The sequence below is a fragment of the Aurantiacibacter gangjinensis genome, assembly GCF_001886695.1.
Lineage (GTDB): Bacteria > Pseudomonadota > Alphaproteobacteria > Sphingomonadales > Sphingomonadaceae > Alteraurantiacibacter > Alteraurantiacibacter gangjinensis.
In genome coordinates, this window is the sequence record NZ_CP018097.1 from 2,051,572 (window position 1) to 2,068,627 (window position 17,056).

Genomic DNA, 17,056 nt, shown 5'->3' on the forward strand with positions numbered 1-17,056 from the left:
TCGCGCGGCCCCTATCGGTATGGCGCGTCGGCTTCAAGGTTCGCGGCGATAGCGCGCTCCCACTTGTCCCCGTTCGCCAGCAATTTCGCCTTGTCGTAGAGCAATTCTTCGCGCGTTTCGGTCGCGTATTCGAAGTTCGGCCCCTCCACCACGGCATCCACCGGACATGCTTCCTGGCAAAAACCGCAATAGATGCACTTGGTCATGTCGATGTCGTAACGCGTGGTACGGCGGCTGCCATCCTCGCGCGGCTCACTCTCGATGGTGATCGCCTGCGCCGGGCACACGGCCTCGCACAGCTTGCAGGCAATGCAGCGCTCTTCCCCGTTGGGATAGCGGCGCAGTGCATGCTCGCCCCGAAAACGCGGGCTGATCGGGTTCTTTTCGTAAGGATAGTTGATCGTCACCTTGGGCTTGAAGAAATACTTCAGCGTGAGAGCATGCGCCTTCACGAATTCCCACAGGGTAAAGGATTTTATCAGATGGGCGACGGTCATGCCGCACCTCCATATCGGGTAAACATGAGCCAGCCACTGGTGAGGACAACGAAGATCAGACTCATCGGCAGGAAGACTTTCCAGCCGAGGCGCATCAGCTGGTCATAGCGGTAGCGCGGCACGGTCGCCATCACCCAGCTGAACATGAAGAAGAAGAAGAACGTCTTCAGCAGGAACCACACGATGCCGGGGATGTCGAACCACGGGATCAGGTCGATGTTCAGAGGCGGCAGCCAGCCACCGAAGAACAGCAGCGTGTTGAGGCTGCACATCAGCAGGATGTTGGCATATTCGCCCAGCCAGAAGAGCGCGAAGCTCATGGAGCTGTATTCGGTCTGGTAACCGGCCACCAGCTCGCTTTCCGCCTCGGTCAGGTCGAAAGGCACGCGCTGCGTTTCTGCCAGCGAGCTGATGAAGAACACCACCCACATCGGGAACAGCAGCAGGTTGAACCAATAGCCGTTCACAATGCCGAAGCCGTGCCCGCGCTGGCCTTCCACGATGTCAGACAGGTTGAACGTGCCGGCATACAGCACGACGCAGACGAGTATGAAGCCGATAGAGACTTCGTAGGAAATCATCTGCGCGGCAGCACGCATCGCGGAGAAGAACGGATATTTCGAGTTGGACGCCCAGCCCGACATCGTCACGCCGTAAACACTGAGCGAACTGATCGCGAGGATGTAGAGCAGGCCGACATTGATGTCCGCCAGCACCACGCCCGCGTCGAAGGGGATCACGGCCCATGCGAGCAGTGCCACGGTAAACGTAATGATCGGCGCGAGCAGGAAGATGCCCTTGTTCGCGCCCGAAGGAATGATCGTTTCCTGCAGGAAGACCTTGAGGCCGTCTGCGAAGGACTGGAGCAGGCCGAACGGTCCGACCACGTTGGGGCCACGTCGCAGGTTGATGGCGGCCCACACCTTGCGATCGACGTAAATGATCATGGCGACCGCCAGCATCAGCGGAAGCGCGATCAGCAGGATTCCGGAAATGGCCGCGACGAAGGCCGCCCAGCCAGCGTCCATGCCGAGATCGATGAAGAACTGGGTCACTCCGCAGCCTCCTTCATCTCATGCCCATGCGTCAGTTCGTCCGAGCATTGCTGCATCACGACGCTGGCGCGTGCTATGGCGTTGGTGAGGTAGAAATCCTTGATCGGATAGCTGATCTCACCCGAGGCACCGGCATTGGCAGGAGCAGCAGGCAGCGTGCCAAGATCGGCCAGGCCTTCCTGGGCGAGTGCTGGCACATCGGCGATCATCGCGGCACGCAATTCGGCAAAGCTGTCGAAGCCGACATTGACGCCCAGCGCATCGGCCAGCGCGCGCAGTATGGTCCAGTCCTCGCGCGCATCACCCGGTGCGAAAATCGCCTTGTCGGCCATCTGCACGCGGCCTTCGGTATTGACGTAGGTACCAGCCTTTTCGGTGTAGGCGGCGGCAGGCAGGATGATGTCCGCCGCATGCGCGCCCTTGTCGCCGTGATGGCCGATATAGACTTTCAGGCTGCCGTCGAAGCGGCTGAAATCCACTTCGTCCGCCCCAAGCGCCAGCACGACAGCTGGTTTCGCCTCAGCGAGGTCGGCGATGCCGCCCTTGCTGGAGAAGCCGAGCATCACCGCGCCCATGCGAGCGGCCGCTGTGTGCAGCGCATTGAACTCGGCGCCGAGGCTGGAAGCAACAGCCAGAGCCTTGCCATGGGCGCCGGCAGCGAAACCACCAGCGCCCAAAATAACCGCCGAGCGATCGGCCGACTTGAAAGCGTCGGTCAAATGAGATGGCAGCTTGTCCAGCGCCGAAAGATCACTGCCAAGAAAACTCGCCGGATAGGTCGTTTCCCATTCGGGACCGACCACGAAGACCTTCGCACCGCGCTTCACCGCCTTGCGCAGGCGCACATTCACCAGCGGCGCTTCCATACGGATCTGGCTGCCGATGATGAGGATGGCTTGCGCTTCCTCGATCCCTGCAAAGGTCGAGTTGAAATTGACCGCCGCGAGATTGGATACGTCGTAATCCATGCCCGTCTGACGGCTTTCCATCAGCGTGCTGCCGCTCGCCTTCAGCAGGGCCTTGGCGGCAAACATCGTCTCGCAATCGACCATGTCGCCCGCAATTGCGGCGATGCTCGATCCGTTGCCTTTCAGGGCCTTGGCGATTTTCTTGAAGGCATCGTCCCAGCCCGCTTCCTGCAGCTTGCCGGATTTGCGAATGAAAACCTTATCCAGACGGCGGCGCATTAGGCCGTCGACCTGGTAGCGCGCCTTGTCCGAAATCCACTCCTCGTTCACATCGTCATTGTCGCGGGGCAGCACGCGCAGCACTTCGCGCCCGCGACTGTCGATGCGAATATTCGCGCCGACACCGTCGGACACATCGATGCCCAGCGTCTTCTTCAGCTCCCACGGGCGGCTTTCATAGGCATACGGCCCACTGGTGAGCGCACCGACCGGGCAAAGGTCGATCACATTGGCCGACAGCTCATGCTTCGCCGCCTGCTCAAGATAGGTGGTGATCTGCATGTCCTCGCCGCGATAGAGCGCGCCGATCTCGTCCACGCCCGCCACTTCTTCCGAGAAGCGGACGCAGCGCGTGCAGTGGATGCAGCGGGTCATGATCGTCTTGATCAGCGGGCCCATGTTCTTGGAGGTAACGGCGCGCTTGTTCTCGTGATAGCGCGTCGCGCCGCGGCCATACATCATGGCCTGGTCCTGGAGGTCGCACTCGCCGCCCTGGTCGCAGATAGGGCAATCGAGCGGGTGATTGATGAGAAGAAACTCCATCACGCCTTCGCGCGCGGCCTTCACCATCTTGGAATCGGTGCGGATTTCCTGCCCCTCGGTCGCGGGCAGCGCACAGCTGGCCTGTGGCTTGGGCGGTCCGGGCTTCACCTCGACAAGGCACATGCGGCAATTGCCCGCGATGGACAGCCGCTCGTGATAGCAGAAGCGCGGAATTTCCTTCCCCGCCAGCTCGCACGCCTGGAGGACGGTCGCGCCGTCGGGGACGTCCAACTCGGTGCCGTCGACTGTGACTTTAGGCATCGTCGTTCTCGTTCATTTCTTCGGTCTGCGCTGCAAGCATGCGGTAGCTGGCCGTTGCCAGCATCGACCGCATCGCCAGCGGCGAGGCATTTATGGAGCTGCCGTCCTGCGTGCAGATGTCCAGCACGGGGTCGATCTGCGTGAATACAGCGGTTTCTGCGTCACTCGCAACGGGCGTGGCAAACAGGTCGGCGACAAGGTTCGGCGCGCCGCGCGCGACGCAATTGGCCACCTGATCGGTGTAGGAATACGTTTCTGCGGGCGTACCGATGGCAGCCATGGAGAGGCGCATCACCAGCGGCTCCCCATCGCCGGCTTCCAGCATCCGCTCGGCAAGGCCACCTGCAAAAGGCAGGCCGCCCAACTCGATACGCCGGTAACGACGCGGCATGGCGTTGAAACATTCGCTGCTGACGCGGCGATCGGCGAGATCGTCAATCAGGCGGCGATACTCGTTGCTGCGATAATCGAGCACGAGAAGGTCGTGAACCTCATCCGCATTTTCGTCGGCAATGCATTGAGTCCACGCGGCGACAGCTTCTCGCTGCTGCGTAACGCTGACGGATTGCGCCGCTGCGGGGATGCTTGCGACCAGAGCGGCTGCCATAATGGCTTTTGCTGAGAGCTTGAGCATCATTCCGCGGCCTCCTGCATCGCATTCTCGCGGTCGGCGATGCGGCGTTCCAGTTCGGGGCGGAAGTGCTTGAGCAAGCCCTGGATCGGCCATGCGGCGGCATCGCCCAACGCGCAGATCGTGTGGCCTTCCACCTGCTTGGTGACTTCGTACAGCATGTCGATTTCCTGCGGGCTGCTCTCGCCCACACGAAGACGTTCCATCACGCGCCACATCCAGCCCGTGCCCTCACGGCAGGGCGTACACTGGCCACAGCTTTCATGCTTGTAGAAATAGCTGATGCGGCTGATGGCGCGCACGATATCGGTGCTCTTGTCCATCACGATGATGGCAGCCGTGCCAAGGCCCGAGCCGAGCTCTTTCAGCCCGTCGAAATCCATCGGCGCATCCATGATTTCGGCAGCAGGGACCAGTGGCACGGAGGATCCGCCGGGGATCACCGCCAGCAGATTGTCCCACCCGCCAGTGATGCCGCCTGCATGCTTCTCGATCAGCTCGCGGAAGGGGATGCTCATCGCCTCCTCCACCACGCAGGGCTTTTCGACGTGCCCGCTGATCTGGAAAAGCTTGGTACCGTGATTGTTCTCGCGCCCGAAGCTGGCGAACCAGCTGCCGCCGCGCCGCAGGATTGTCGGCACGACCGCAATGCTCTCGACGTTATTGACCGTTGTCGGACATCCATAAAGGCCGGCGCCTGCCGGGAATGGTGGCTTCAGCCGCGGCTGGCCCTTCTTGCCTTCGAGGCTCTCGATCATCGCGGTTTCTTCACCGCAGATATAGGCGCCCGCGCCGCGGTGCATGAAGACATCGAAATCGTAGCCCGAACCGCTGGCATTCTTGCCGATCAGGCCTGCATCATATGCTTCGTCAATCGCGGCCTGCAGCGTCTGCGCCTCACGAATATATTCGCCGCGAATATAGATATAGGCGGCACGCGCGCGCATGGCGAAGCCGGCGACCAGCGCGCCTTCGATCAGCTTGTGCGGATCGTGGCGGATGATCTCGCGGTCCTTGCACGAACCGGGCTCGGATTCGTCGGCATTGATGACGAGGAAGGACGGTCGACCGTCCTTGCTTTCCTTTGGCATGAAGCTCCATTTCATGCCGGTCGGAAAGCCTGCCCCGCCCCGCCCGCGCAGGCCCGAAGCCTTGATCTCTTCGATGATATTGTCTTCACCGCGCGCGATCAGCGACTTGGTATCGTCCCAATCGCCGCGCTTTTGCGCAGCGTCGAGATTCCACGGCTGGAAACCGTAGACATTGGTGAAGATGCGATCCTTGTCAGCGAGCATGGTCAGTCTTTCTTCGTCCCGCTTTTCGCGGTGCGGTTCGCCAGGAAAATGGTGAGGAGCCCGATGGCAATGGCGACAAAGCCTTCGCGCAGGTCGCGAGCGAAGACCAGATACAGGCCAAGCGTCACGGCAATGACGCCGAGCATCCACGCGATCTTGTGCAGCATGCTCATACGCCTACTCCGAAAACCCAGATGGCAGCCGCCGCCAGGATGACGACGAGGGCCACCGTTTTAACGATGCCTTTCAGCACCTTCCAGGCGATCGCAATCAACACGACCGCGACCAGCAGCGGGATGATCTGTTCGCTCACCACTCGCTCCGGTAATCGTGATTGGCGTCGACCATTTCCTTGAGCGTGGTCGGTCCGCCCGAAGGCTCGGACGTATGCCGACCCGGCTGCTGCGTACCTGCCTTCGGATTTTCACCAGCTTCGAGGGCGTCCAGCACGGCGGTGAAACGTTCGGCGGTCAGGTCTTCATAATTGTCGTCGTTGATCTGCACCATGGGCGCCGTGGCGCAGCTGCCCATGCATTCGACCTCGGTCAGCGTCCACAGGCCGTTGTCGGAGACCTGCCCCTTTTTCATGCCGCGCTTGGCGCAGACATCTAGGATATCGTCCGACCCGCGCAGCATGCACGGCGTGGTGCCGCACACCTGCACGTGGAATTTGCCGACTGGCACGAGATTGTACATGAAATAGAACGTAGCGACCTCGACCACGCGGATGATCGGCATGTCGAGATAGGCGGCGACATATTCCATCACCGGCAGCGGCAGCCAGCCCTGCGTGTTAGTTTCCTCGCCCACCTGGCGCTGCGCCAGATCGAGCAGCGGCATCACCGCGCTGCGCTGGCGGCCTTCGGGATATTTGGCGATATGCTTGTCCGCCGCCGCCTTGTTGGCATCGGTGAACGCCCATCCCTCATATTGCGCGCGCAGTTCGGGCGTGTCGGGGGCGAGATGTCTAGCGGCCACGAATGAGCCTCCGTTCGATATAGCGGCCCACATACAGGCCGATCACCGCCGCAAAGGCGGTGGATAGAATTTCCTTGAGCGCCGCCTCACCGTGGAAAGCGGCGAGATAGGCGGCAACCGCCGATGCGAAGGCGGCGAAAGCGGCGACGAGGATGAAGAATTCGCGAAGGATCACAATGTGCCTCCTTTCGTCGTCATTGCGAGCGTAGCGAAGCAATCCATGGTGCAGTTCCATGGATTGCCGCGTAGCCTGCGGCTACTCGCAATGACGATGCCGAGCTTGCTCACCGATCACACTCCCCGAACACCACGTCGATCGCTCCGAGGATTGCGGTTGCGTCGGGCAGCATGTGGCCCTTGGACATAAAGTCCATCGCCTGCAGGTGCGAAAACGCGGTCGGGCGGATCTTGCAGCGGTAAGGCTTGTTCGTGCCGTCTGCCACCAAATACACGCCGAACTCGCCCTTGGGGCTTTCGGTCGCGACATAGACTTCGCCCGCGGGCACGTGGAAGCCTTCGGTGTAGAGCTTGAAGTGATGGATCAGCGCTTCCATCGACTGCTTCATCTCGGCGCGCTTGGGCGGGGACACTTTCTTGTTGTCGCTCGCCACAGGGCCTTCGGGCATTTCGGCCAGGCACTGCTTGATGATCTTCGCGCTCTCGTAGACTTCCTTCACGCGGACCATGAAGCGGTCGTAGCAATCGGAATTGGTGCCGACGGGAATGTCGAATTCCATCCGGTCATACACGTCGTAAGGCTGCGACTTGCGAAGATCCCACGGGATGCCGGCAGCGCGGATCATCGGGCCGGAGAAGCCCCACGCGATCGCATCTTCCTTGCTGACGACAGCGATATCGACATTGCGCTGCTTGAAGATGCGGTTGTCGGTAACAAGGCTCATGGCATCGCCGAAGAGTTCGGGCAGGCGATTGTCGCACCAGTCGCCGATATCGGCGAGCAGCTTCAATGGCACGTCCTGGTGCACGCCGCCGGGGCGGAACCATGCGGCATGCATGCGCGCGCCCGATGCCCGCTCGAAGAAATTCATGCAGTCTTCGCGCAGCTCGAACACCCAGAGGTTCGGCGTCATCGCACCCACATCCATCACATGCGCGCCGATATTGAGCATGTGGTTGCAGATGCGTGTCAGCTCGGCAAACAGCACGCGCAGATACTGCGCCCGCTCCGGCACTTCGACATTCAGCAGCTTCTCGATGCCGAGGACGTAGCTATATTCCTGCGCCAGCGGGCTGCAGTAATCGAGTCGATCGAAATAAGGCAGCGCCTGCAGGTAGGTCTTGTATTCGATCAGCTTTTCGGTGCCGCGATGCAGCAGGCCGACATGCGGGTCGATCCGTTCGATGATCTCGCCATCCAGCTCCATCACCATGCGCAGCACGCCGTGCGCCGCAGGGTGCTGGGGGCCGAAATTGATCGTGTAGTTGGTGATTTCCTCGCCTTCGGTGGTCGGCGATTCTTCCAGCATCATTCCGCTCATGGCTTGTCGTCCTTCGGCTGCGTTGCCGCCTTGGTGTCACGCACATCGCCCTTGCCAGGCGCGCGATCCGGCTGGTCCTCGGTAGCATCGGGAGCAGGTTCGTCGATGTCGGAATCCTTTTCGGCGGGCGCCGCTGCGCTGATCCTTTCGCTGGCCTTGGCATCGGCTTTCGCGCCCGCACCGGTGTCTTTCGGGCTCTCGGTAACCTTGGGATCGTCGATGGGCGGCATGGTCGCCTTTTCGTCGCCCGGCAGCTGGTAATCGGCACCCTCCCAAGGCGAGGTGAAATCGAACGTGCGGAAGTCCTGCGCCAACTGCACCGGCTCGTACACCACCCGCTTTTCCTCTTCGGAATAGCGCAGCTCGGTATAGCCCGTCAGCGGGAAGTCCTTGCGGAAGGGATGCCCTTCAAAGCCGTAATCGGTGAGGATCCGGCGCAGATCGGTATTGCCGTCGAATGTCACGCCGAACATGTCGAACACTTCGCGCTCCAGCCAGCCAGCAACCGGCCACAGCGTGGTGACGGTGGGCACAGGCGTGTTCTCGTCCGTCGACAGCTTCACCATGATCCGGTGGTTCTTGGAAAGGCTGAGGAGCATGTAGACAACCTCGAACCGCTCGGCGCGGCCCGGAAAGTCGACACCCGCAATCTCAACAAGCTGCTGGTAGGCGTGATCGTCCCGCAGGGTGCGCAGCACATCTTCGATGCTTTCGCGCTTTACGGTGAGAATGATCTCGCCATGCGCTTCATGGCTGTCGACGACGTGGGCGCCCAGCGCCGAGACCAGCGTATCGCGCACGCCTTCGTTCGAGGCGATTTTGGGAGCGGAGTGGATGACGGCCATTACTGGTTCACCTCCAGCGACTGCACGAAAGCAACGCCCCGCTCGCTAGTGGACGACAGCTCACGCCCCGAGGCAGCCGGGTTCGACATCACGATGGCATAAGCCACACGGTCGGGCGCGATCTGGATTGCGCGCATGCGTCCATTCACGCCGTCATCACCCATATAGGCCGTTACGGTCCGACGACCCTCGACCTCCGTTTCCTCGACAAAACCCGTATCATGCGACGTCGAAACGTCTTCCACCAGCGCATCGAAGTTGGAAGTGAAGGGGTTGTGCGTCGCGGCTTCCGGTCCTGTCGACACGATCACGATGAAAGCGGCATTCTCTTCCATGCAGAGCCAGCCTTCGAGAAAGGCTGTGTTGTTGGTCGCGTCGGTCGGCTCTTCGCACGGCATGATGGCGGAGATCACGCCGTCCTCTGTTACCGTGGGCGTTTGGGCTTGCGCTGCCGCAGGTGCAGCCACCGCGAGGAGCGAGATTGCCGTGATCGTTGGTAGAACAGCCTTCATCGCTCGATCGTCCCGCTGCGGCGGATTTTGCGTTGAAGCTGCATCACGCCATAGAGCAGCGCCTCCGCTGTCGGAGGGCAACCGGGGATATAGATGTCGACAGGCACGATCCGGTCGCAGCCGCGCACCACGGAATAGCTATAGTGGTAATAGCCGCCGCCATTGGCGCAGCTGCCCATCGAAATCACATATTTCGGATCGGACATCTGATCGTAAACGCGGCGCAGCGCGGGGGCCATCTTGTTGCACAGCGTGCCGGCCACGATCATCACGTCGGACTGGCGCGGGCTGGCGCGCGGGGCGACGCCGAAGCGCTCCATGTCGTAGCGCGGCATGTTCACGTGGATCATCTCCACCGCGCAGCAGGCAAGGCCGAAGGTCATCCACCAAAGCGAGCCGGTGCGCGCCCACTGGAACAGGTCTTCGGTGCTGGTGACGAGGAAACCCTTGTCGTTCACCTCTGTCTGCAACGAATTAAAATAGTCCTCGTCGGGCTGGCGCACGTCGCCGCCCTTGGCCGCCGGAGCGTCCGCAAAAGGAGGATAGATGGCTTGGTCGTTTACGGCGCTCATTCCCAGTCCAGAGCTCCCTTCTTCCATTCGTAAGCAAGGCCGATGGCAAGAATGCCGAGGAACACCATCATGCCGCCCCAGCCGACCCAGCCCGTGACATCCAGGCTCACCGCCCAGGGGAACAGAAAAGCGGCCTCGAGGTCGAAGATGATGAAGCTGATGGCGACGAGATAAAAGCGCACATCGAACTGATGGCGAGCATCCTCGAAAGCGGGGAAGCCGCATTCATATTCGGTGAGCTTTTCAGCCTGTGGGTTGTGCGCTCCCGTAAGGCGCGAAACGCCCATCGGCAGGAAGACAAATGCCGCCGACAGTCCCGCCGCGATGGCGATGAACAGCAGGATCGGCATGTATTCGGTAAGATCGACCACGTGCGGACTCGATTTGCTAGCGTTGCGTGGGCGCGTCTAGGCAAAGCACGCCCGCGATGCAAGGCAGCACTCGGCCTCTATTCGGCGGTTTCCGGCACGATTTCCACCAGTTCCACCGTCCGCACCTGCGCGCGCTGCGGTGCTACACCAGCAACCATCGCCTCGTCCTCGCCGAAAAGCGGCCACTGGCCGTTCGCAATATAGGTGAGCCTGCCATTCAGAACGGTTCCCCCGACCGGCTCCGTCCATTCGGGATGTGCCTGCTCTATCACGCGCTGTCCTGCGATGCTGGCGATACCGTAGCCCAGCTGGAAGGCCACGATCTGCTGGGGCGAGACGCCATTGCGCATGCCAATCAGCTCATTCCCGTAAAGCCACAGCCCGTCGATCCCGTCGAGGATCATCGGCTGCTCGCTCTGCATGCGGTAGACGACGCGTGAGGGCAGCGCCACGACGGCGAGCCCGTAGCGATAGTCGCTGACGATCAGGGAACGTCCGTCCGCGCGCACGGCGAGACCTTGCGGCGAGCGAAATGTGCCCGCGTCGACCAACATTGTCATCATGCTATCGCCGGACACCCAGATTGCGCCATCGATTGGATCGCTGGCATAGACCCTGCCATCGGGCCCCACCGCGATGTCGGACAACGTCACGCCATTGGGCGCAGGCATGTGCCGCCGCACCTCCAGCGTTGCGCGGTCCAGTGCAATGAGTCCGGTATAGGCTGTGTCCGGATCTGGCGTCTGGTCAAACACGCCCGAGGCTATCCAGATCAGTCCGCGCCTTTCGTCGAGAGCGATACCCGACAGGCTGCCGGTTTCGCGCATGTCGAGTGTACGCCATCCCGCGTCGCCATCGTAGATGTGCAGCGCGCGAGATACGACGCTGGTCACGAATAGTCGGTTATAGGCCATATCGTAGAGGGCCGATTCCGGCAGAAAGATCGAATTTGGCGTTTCGGCCAATACATCGCTGCCGATCACAACGTCCGTCTGCAAGGCCGGAGAAAGCCACGCTGGAAAATAGCCGATCTGCACCAGGCCAATCAGGAACTCACGCTGCTGCGGAGAGAACACATAGCCGTCGCGTGCAAGGCTCTCGGCGACTGCCAGAGCCTCCGGCCAGCGATCCTCGCGGGCAAGCGCGCTCACGAGGCGGAGCCGGACGGAAGAGGAATTGGGAAAGTCCTCGGCCAATTGCTCCAGACCATCCACATCGGTGATCTGCCCGGTGGACGCATCGACCGGGCGCCACAGCTCGGCGGGCAGGCGCGTGGGCGCAGCGGCGTCCTCGGCAGCAGGCGGCGGCGCATCGGCCATCGTCTGGAACGGATTTTCGGGCGTCTGGCAGGCCGCAAGCGCCATGATACCAATGGCCAGAGTGCTGCGGCGCACAATCTTGTGCATGATGCCAATCCTCCCTAGATGATCCGACACGTCCCTTCTTTCCAACAGGACCAATAGAGGCAAGCTTTCCATGGCTACTTTCAACGAATCCGATCCCATCGTCATCCTTTCCTACGCACGCACCCCGATGGGCGCCATGCAGGGCGCGCTGGCCGATGTCGCCGCGACAGACCTGGGTGCAACGGCAGCGAAGGCAGCCATCGAACGCGCCGGTGTATCGGGAGACGATGTGAACCGGGTCTATATGGGCTGCGTTTTGCCCGCCGGTCTCGGCCAGGCCCCTGCCCGCCAGGTAGCGATCCTTGCAGGACTGCCCAAGAGTGCGCAGGCGACCACGGTGAACAAGGTTTGCGGCAGCGGCATGCAGACCGTCATCATGGGCGCGGAATCGCTCGCCTCGGGCACCTCGGATGTCGTGCTCGCAGGCGGTATGGAGAGCATGACCAATGCGCCCTACCTGCTGAAAAAGCACCGCTCCGGCGCTCGCATCGGGCATGACAAGGCGTATGACCACATGTTCCTCGACGGACTGGAAGATGCCTATGAGGAAGGCCGCGCCATGGGCACGTTCGCGCAGGACATGGCCGACAAGTATCAGCTGACGCGCGAGAGCATGGACGAATATTCCATCGCCAGCCTGGACCGCGCCAACAAAGCCATCGAAAGCGGTGCATTCGCGGACGAGGTCGTCCCCGTCACCTACACCACGCGCCGGGGCGATGTGACTGTCGATACGGACGAAGCGCCCGGCAAGGGCAACCCCGACAAGATCCCGCAGCTGCGTCCGGCCTTTGCCAAGGACGGCACCATCACGGCGGCGACCTCCTCCTCCATCTCCGACGGCGCGGCTGCGGTGGTTCTCTCTCGCAAGAGCGTAGCCGACGAGAAAGGCCTGACACCGGTCGCGACCGTGGTCGGCATGACCGCCCACGCGCAGGCTCCGGAAGAGTTCACGATCGCTCCCGTGGGCGCAATCCAGAAGTTGCTCGAGCAGACCGGCTGGAGCGTCGACGATGTCGATCTCTGGGAAGTGAACGAGGCCTTCGCCTGCGTCGCCATGTTCGCGATGAAGGACATCGGCATCGATCACGCCAAGATCAACGTGAATGGCGGCGGCACCGCTCTGGGCCACCCCATCGGTGCCAGCGGCACGCGCATCATCGTGACTTTGCTCAATGCTCTCAAGCAGCAGGGCAAGAAGCGCGGCATCGCATCGCTGTGCATCGGTGGCGGCGAAGCGACGGCGGTGGCTGTCGAACTAGCCTGATCCGCTTGATCGATCGATTTTTAGCGGGGCGGCCAGCGATGGTCGCCCCGTTTTGTTTGTCCGGCCGCTTTGCTTCGGACCCTTCGTCGTATTAAGCCGTTGCTGCGAATGATAACACCGACCAAGGGAGTGAAGAGATGAAGAAACTGATTGCAATCGCTGGCGCCATGGCTCTGGCCGCATGTGGAGGCGACGCCGAGGAACCGGCTGAAACCGGTGCGGACGAAACGGCCGTAGCGCCGATGAACGATGCAACCGCGCCCGGCACCTACACCTCCACGACCGAAGACGGTCAGGAAGTGGTCGTCACTCTGGCCAATGACGGAACCTACACCGTCACCGAAGGCGGCGAACAGATGGATGCCGGTACGTGGGAAGACACCGAAAACGGCACCTGCCTGACGGCACCGGGCGCAGAGCCGACCTGTTTCGACATTACGCCGGGCAGCGAAAATGGCATGTACGACATCACCGGCCCGGACGGCCAGGCGATGAGCTATTCCTACGAAAGCTGAGATACTTCGGTATTGAAGAAATGGGGCGGCGCGGAAACGGGCCGCCCCTTTTTGTTGTCGTCAGGGCTCGCCCGCACCCCAGAGTCGCGACTGCTCGACCCAGCCCTTGTGGCCATCGACGTCGAGCTCGCACCACCCCTCTGCGCAATCGCCGAGTTCGCCGATTACACCCGGCTCCAGGTTCCAGCGCAGCGGCGCAGAGTCTGCTGGATCCGCGCGCATGGCCACGATGCCTTCGCCCGTCACGATGGCCGTGCGGCGTCGGCTGAGCAGGCCCTCATACATCCAGCCCATAGTGCCGTCGGGTTCTTCCACATAGCGCCAGCCTTGGATCAGGCGCACTACCCGCACAGGTAGGCCCTCGCGCGTATAGACCCAGTCGATCGGGAATTGCTCACCCGCGCCTCGGCGAAGATAGGCTTCTTCCGCATCGATGCTGGCCCAATATGGCAGCTCTGCATCCTGAGCGAGGGCAGCAGGCGCGATGAGGGCGCAGGCACCGGCGGAGAATGTTAGCAAAGCGAGTCGGATCATTGATGGCATCAGCGCATGATAGGGGATGTGCAGAGCCCACCGCAATCGCACCGTGCATGCTTGCCGAAAAAGGCGCCATGCGATTTAACGATAAACCAAGGGACGGCGCGCTATGGGCGCGGTCATGAGGGGGACTGCCATGCTGCGCATGATGATTGCTGCTGCGACTTTGCTGGCCATTCCGGCACCTGCCCTGGCGCAGGAAGCATCGCGCGCTGCGCTCAACAATTCGGGCGACACCGCCATGGTCATCATGGCGACGCCCTTGGTGCTGCTGATCGCATTGCCGGGACTGGCGCTGTTCTATGCAGGCCTCGTGCGGGCAAGAAATGTCCTGTCCGTAATGTTGCAGATCGGCGCGGTCGTCGGAGTCGTGTCCGTCCTCTGGATCGCGGTCGGTTACACGCTGGCTTTCGGTAATACGACGAGCGGGTTCATCGGCGATGGATCGCGCTGGATGATGATCGACCTCGCCTCCCTGCGCGCCGGGATGACCTTGCCGGAAAGCACCTTTGCGATGTTCCAGCTCGCATTTGCGGTACTGGCACCGGCCTTGATGGTGGGCGCATGGGTCGGGCGGGCACGCTTTGGCTGGGTTCTGGTATTCGCCGGTGTATGGAGCTTGCTTGTCTACGCGCCCGTGGCGCACTGGATCTGGGGCGGCGGATGGCTCGGGCGGCTCGGCGTGACCGATTTCGCAGGCGGCCTTGTGGTGCATATGACGGCCGGTGTGTCCGCGCTTGTTGTGGCACTGTTGATCGGCAAGCGCGAAGGTTTTTCCGCCACGCCAGGCACGCCGCACGCGTCTGCGCTAACCTTGCTGGGCACGATGCTGATCTGGGTGGGCTGGCTCGGGCGCAATGGCGGCAGCGCGCTCCTCGCAACGGACGATGCCTCCATGGCAATCGTCAATACGCATATGGCGGCAGCCGCAGCGGCGCTGACCTGGCTCGGGATCGAGAAATGGAAGACGGGCAAGGCCAGCGCCTTTGGCTTTGGAGGCGGCGCATTGGCCGGTCTCGTCGCCATCACCCCAGCTGCAGGATTGGTGACGCCGGGCGCGGCGCTGGTGTTCGGCATCGTGGCGGGGCTGGTTTGCTCTTTCGCTGCTCAGGCGGTCCGTACAAGGCTCGCGATCGACGACACGCTAAGCGTATTCGCCATCAATGGCGTTGGCGGCATGCTGGGCGCCTTGCTGGTCGGCGTGTTCCTGCATCCCGATCTTGGCGGGACCGGATATCCCGGCGAGATGGGGCTGATCGCAATGCTCGGCACACAGGCCCTCGGTGTCGCAGTCGTCGCCGCTTACTCGGCGATCATGACGGCCATCATCGCCATCGCGGTCTCGCTCTTCATCCCGATGCGCGTGGAAGAAAGCGAAGAGATCGAAGGGCTGGACGCGAGCAGCCATGGTGGCCGCGCATGGGATTTCGACTAGGCAAACACCCCTAGCATCGCCCTACCCGGGCTTAACGCGGCATCCCCTTAAGTGCAGATCCATAAGGTCGCACAATCAAGGATTTGCCATGTCACTGGGACGCGCGCTGATGCGCCTTCGCGAGAAACGCCAACGGGTCGAGTTTCGGGCCGGAATGATCGCCAGCGGCGCTTGCGACCAGATCGTGATGGTATGCGATGTGTCGGCCAAGGGGCTGGGCGGCATCACCACGGGCGACGCGGTTAATGCGGGCGACCGCGTGCTGTTCGTCATGCCCGATATGCTGGAGATGACCGCTACCGTGCGCTGGTCCATCGCCAACCAGTTCGGCGCGCAATTCGACGAGATGCAGGATGTGAAGCGGCTCTCCGCTTACGACATGCATGGAGCCGAAGACACGCTGCCCCGATCAGCCTGACGCCTGCTCGGCATCGACTTCGGCGATTTTCGCGAGGATCGTCTCCATGGACGCCCGCGATGTGCCGAGCTTGAAATGCGGGGCATCGACCTGCAGCCGATAGTCGCTTTCTTCGTCAGAACCGCGTGTGCATTCCGGCGCGATCACGCCATCCACCGCAGACCACACGGCTATCGTCGGAACAGGCGGTTTCTGCGCCATCTGTTCGGCAAAAGGCGGATTGTCGACCGAATGATCGTTGATCGCCTCGTACAATTTCCACGCACGATTGGCGTGGCGGTCGCCGGAGAACGGACTTGCCACTGTCACCACCATATCGAGCGCGTGCGGCACACGGTGCGCCAGTACGCGCGCATATAGCCCGCCAAGGCTCCACCCGATCAGCACCGCATTCTTTCCGCTATCGCGCACAAGCTGCTCGATACGCGCCTGCACCGCCTCCAGCTTCGCCGCGTCGGCGCCGATATTCAGGCCCTGCCCCCAGCCCTCCGCCGCGAAGCCGCGCGCATTGAGCGTGCGGCGCAGCAGCGTGGTCGAGACATCGCCGGTCATCAGGCCGGGAATGACGATGGCGGGCCGCCCCTTGCCGATATCCGCGCCCTTTCTAGGCAGACGCAACGGATTGAGCAGCACGCGCGGAAGGGACAGCCCCTCGCGCAAGGTGTTGCGCAGCGGAGGCGGGGCATTGCTCATCATCATTCTCCAACGCCCTAGGTGACGACACCTAGCAGCTCGATATCGGCGCTTTTACCACGATCGCAATAGCGTCCCTATCGCAGCAAGGCTTCGCAATCGGCAGGAGAGATCGCATGAAAACCAATCTCGGCAACATCGCGCAAAAGCGTTTGCCACGCGAAATCGTGCCGCGTGATGAGCGCGAAGCGACCATGATCGGTGCCGTGATGGTCGGTGAATTTACCCCGCGCGTAACGGTGACCGTGCGCAATCTCTCGCAATTCGGCGTCGGTGTATCATCGCATGGCGTGGTGCCGGACATCGGCGAACGGGTGCGGCTCACCCTCGTCACGGGTGACGAAATTGCAGGCGAGGTGCGCTGGACCGATGGCTGCGATTTCGGCCTGCGTATGGCACACGCATTCGACCTGCGTCGCCTTCGCGCTATCAATCGCCTGCGCGACCGGTTGACCGGGCAGGTAATCGCCGCGGTGAACGACGATACCGCCGCGCCGTCCACAATACGGGGCACGACTCAACTGCGCCCCGTCTGCTAA

22 protein-coding genes are annotated in these 17,056 nt (G+C 62.0%); 5 read left to right on the forward strand and 17 right to left on the reverse strand.

Annotated features, from left to right (window positions below):
* Nucleotides 1-11: 11 nt before the first annotated feature.
* From nuoI to BMF35_RS10120, 15 genes are all read right to left on the reverse strand, one after another.
* Nucleotides 12-497 (reverse strand): NADH-quinone oxidoreductase subunit NuoI, encoded by a 486-nt coding sequence (nuoI, locus tag BMF35_RS10060; RefSeq protein WP_047005826.1) that lies wholly within the window; start codon nucleotides 495-497, stop codon nucleotides 12-14.
* Nucleotides 494-1,552 (reverse strand): NADH-quinone oxidoreductase subunit NuoH, encoded by a 1,059-nt coding sequence (nuoH, locus tag BMF35_RS10065; protein WP_047005827.1) that lies wholly within the window; start codon nucleotides 1,550-1,552, stop codon nucleotides 494-496. Before nuoH ends, nuoI begins: the two co-directional genes overlap by 4 nt.
* Nucleotides 1,549-3,543: an NADH-quinone oxidoreductase subunit NuoG gene (gene nuoG / locus BMF35_RS10070; protein ID WP_047005828.1), complete on the reverse strand. Its 1,995-nt coding sequence runs from the start codon at nucleotides 3,541-3,543 to the stop codon at nucleotides 1,549-1,551. Before nuoG ends, nuoH begins: the two co-directional genes overlap by 4 nt.
* Nucleotides 3,536-4,180 carry a hypothetical protein gene (locus tag BMF35_RS10075; RefSeq protein ID WP_047005829.1) on the reverse strand — a complete coding sequence of 215 codons (645 nt, stop codon included), beginning with the start codon at nucleotides 4,178-4,180 and terminating at the stop codon, nucleotides 3,536-3,538. The genes nuoG and BMF35_RS10075 overlap by 8 nt, the downstream gene beginning before the upstream one ends.
* Nucleotides 4,177-5,469, reverse strand: coding sequence for an NADH-quinone oxidoreductase subunit NuoF (gene nuoF / locus BMF35_RS10080; RefSeq protein WP_047005830.1), 1,293 nt, complete (start codon nucleotides 5,467-5,469; stop codon nucleotides 4,177-4,179). Before nuoF ends, BMF35_RS10075 begins: the two co-directional genes overlap by 4 nt.
* A 2-nt stretch (nucleotides 5,470-5,471) precedes the next feature.
* Entirely contained in the window at nucleotides 5,472-5,636 is a 165-nt protein-coding gene (locus tag BMF35_RS13650; RefSeq protein ID WP_156172039.1) for a hypothetical protein, read from the reverse strand.
* Nucleotides 5,637-5,638: 2 nt separating this feature from the next.
* Entirely contained in the window at nucleotides 5,639-5,782 is a 144-nt protein-coding gene (locus tag BMF35_RS13760) for a hypothetical protein (RefSeq protein ID WP_169819285.1), read from the reverse strand.
* The gene (gene nuoE, locus BMF35_RS10085) at nucleotides 5,779-6,447 is read right to left on the reverse strand and encodes an NADH-quinone oxidoreductase subunit NuoE (protein WP_047005831.1); all 669 of its coding nucleotides are present in this window, start codon (nucleotides 6,445-6,447) and stop codon (nucleotides 5,779-5,781) included. The genes BMF35_RS13760 and nuoE overlap by 4 nt, the downstream gene beginning before the upstream one ends.
* On the reverse strand, nucleotides 6,437-6,622 hold the full coding sequence (locus BMF35_RS10090; RefSeq protein ID WP_156172040.1) for a hypothetical protein: 186 nt from the start codon (nucleotides 6,620-6,622) through the stop codon (nucleotides 6,437-6,439). Before BMF35_RS10090 ends, nuoE begins: the two co-directional genes overlap by 11 nt.
* 109 nt (nucleotides 6,623-6,731) lie before the next feature.
* The gene (locus BMF35_RS10095) at nucleotides 6,732-7,937 is read right to left on the reverse strand and encodes an NADH-quinone oxidoreductase subunit D (RefSeq protein WP_047006505.1); all 1,206 of its coding nucleotides are present in this window, start codon (nucleotides 7,935-7,937) and stop codon (nucleotides 6,732-6,734) included.
* 5 nt (nucleotides 7,938-7,942) lie between these two features.
* Nucleotides 7,943-8,791 (reverse strand): NADH-quinone oxidoreductase subunit C, encoded by an 849-nt coding sequence (locus BMF35_RS10100; RefSeq protein WP_047005833.1) that lies wholly within the window; start codon nucleotides 8,789-8,791, stop codon nucleotides 7,943-7,945.
* Nucleotides 8,791-9,303: a hypothetical protein gene (locus BMF35_RS10105; RefSeq protein ID WP_047005834.1), complete on the reverse strand. Its 513-nt coding sequence runs from the start codon at nucleotides 9,301-9,303 to the stop codon at nucleotides 8,791-8,793. The genes BMF35_RS10100 and BMF35_RS10105 overlap by 1 nt, the downstream gene beginning before the upstream one ends.
* Entirely contained in the window at nucleotides 9,300-9,875 is a 576-nt protein-coding gene (locus BMF35_RS10110) for a NuoB/complex I 20 kDa subunit family protein (RefSeq protein ID WP_071961205.1), read from the reverse strand. The genes BMF35_RS10105 and BMF35_RS10110 overlap by 4 nt, the downstream gene beginning before the upstream one ends.
* Entirely contained in the window at nucleotides 9,872-10,246 is a 375-nt protein-coding gene (gene ndhC, locus BMF35_RS10115; RefSeq protein ID WP_047005835.1) for an NADH-quinone oxidoreductase subunit A, read from the reverse strand. The genes BMF35_RS10110 and ndhC overlap by 4 nt, the downstream gene beginning before the upstream one ends.
* A 77-nt stretch (nucleotides 10,247-10,323) precedes the next feature.
* Nucleotides 10,324-11,652, reverse strand: a complete 1,329-nt coding sequence (locus tag BMF35_RS10120) for an SMP-30/gluconolactonase/LRE family protein (protein ID WP_052765908.1) — start codon at nucleotides 11,650-11,652, stop codon at nucleotides 10,324-10,326.
* 70 nt (nucleotides 11,653-11,722) lie between these two features.
* On the opposite strand from BMF35_RS10120, the gene BMF35_RS10125 reads away from it, so the two are divergent.
* Together BMF35_RS10125 and BMF35_RS10130 are read left to right on the forward strand one after the other, a co-directional pair.
* A complete protein-coding gene (locus tag BMF35_RS10125; protein ID WP_047005836.1) occupies nucleotides 11,723-12,919 on the forward strand; it encodes a thiolase family protein in 1,197 nt (398 codons plus the stop codon).
* A 137-nt stretch (nucleotides 12,920-13,056) separates the two neighbouring features.
* Nucleotides 13,057-13,434 carry a hypothetical protein gene (locus BMF35_RS10130; protein WP_047005837.1) on the forward strand — a complete coding sequence of 126 codons (378 nt, stop codon included), beginning with the start codon at nucleotides 13,057-13,059 and terminating at the stop codon, nucleotides 13,432-13,434.
* Nucleotides 13,435-13,494: 60 nt separating this feature from the next.
* Here the strand turns inward: BMF35_RS10130 and BMF35_RS10135 are convergent, their stop codons facing one another.
* Nucleotides 13,495-13,977: an SH3 domain-containing protein gene (locus BMF35_RS10135; RefSeq protein WP_236781516.1), complete on the reverse strand. Its 483-nt coding sequence runs from the start codon at nucleotides 13,975-13,977 to the stop codon at nucleotides 13,495-13,497.
* A 130-nt stretch (nucleotides 13,978-14,107) separates the two neighbouring features.
* On the opposite strand from BMF35_RS10135, the gene BMF35_RS10140 reads away from it, so the two are divergent.
* Together BMF35_RS10140 and BMF35_RS10145 are read left to right on the forward strand one after the other, a co-directional pair.
* Nucleotides 14,108-15,406, forward strand: coding sequence for an ammonium transporter (locus BMF35_RS10140; RefSeq protein WP_156172083.1), 1,299 nt, complete (start codon nucleotides 14,108-14,110; stop codon nucleotides 15,404-15,406).
* 88 nt (nucleotides 15,407-15,494) lie between these two features.
* Nucleotides 15,495-15,824, forward strand: a complete 330-nt coding sequence (locus BMF35_RS10145; protein WP_047005839.1) for a PilZ domain-containing protein — start codon at nucleotides 15,495-15,497, stop codon at nucleotides 15,822-15,824.
* Here BMF35_RS10145 and BMF35_RS10150 read toward each other — a convergent pair.
* A complete protein-coding gene (locus BMF35_RS10150) occupies nucleotides 15,816-16,523 on the reverse strand; it encodes an alpha/beta hydrolase (RefSeq protein ID WP_052765909.1) in 708 nt (235 codons plus the stop codon). The genes BMF35_RS10145 and BMF35_RS10150 overlap by 9 nt on opposite strands.
* Before the next feature lie 110 nt (nucleotides 16,524-16,633).
* Here BMF35_RS10150 and BMF35_RS10155 point away from each other — a divergent pair, with 110 nt between their 5' ends.
* Nucleotides 16,634-17,056, forward strand: a complete 423-nt coding sequence (locus BMF35_RS10155; protein WP_047005840.1) for a hypothetical protein — start codon at nucleotides 16,634-16,636, stop codon at nucleotides 17,054-17,056.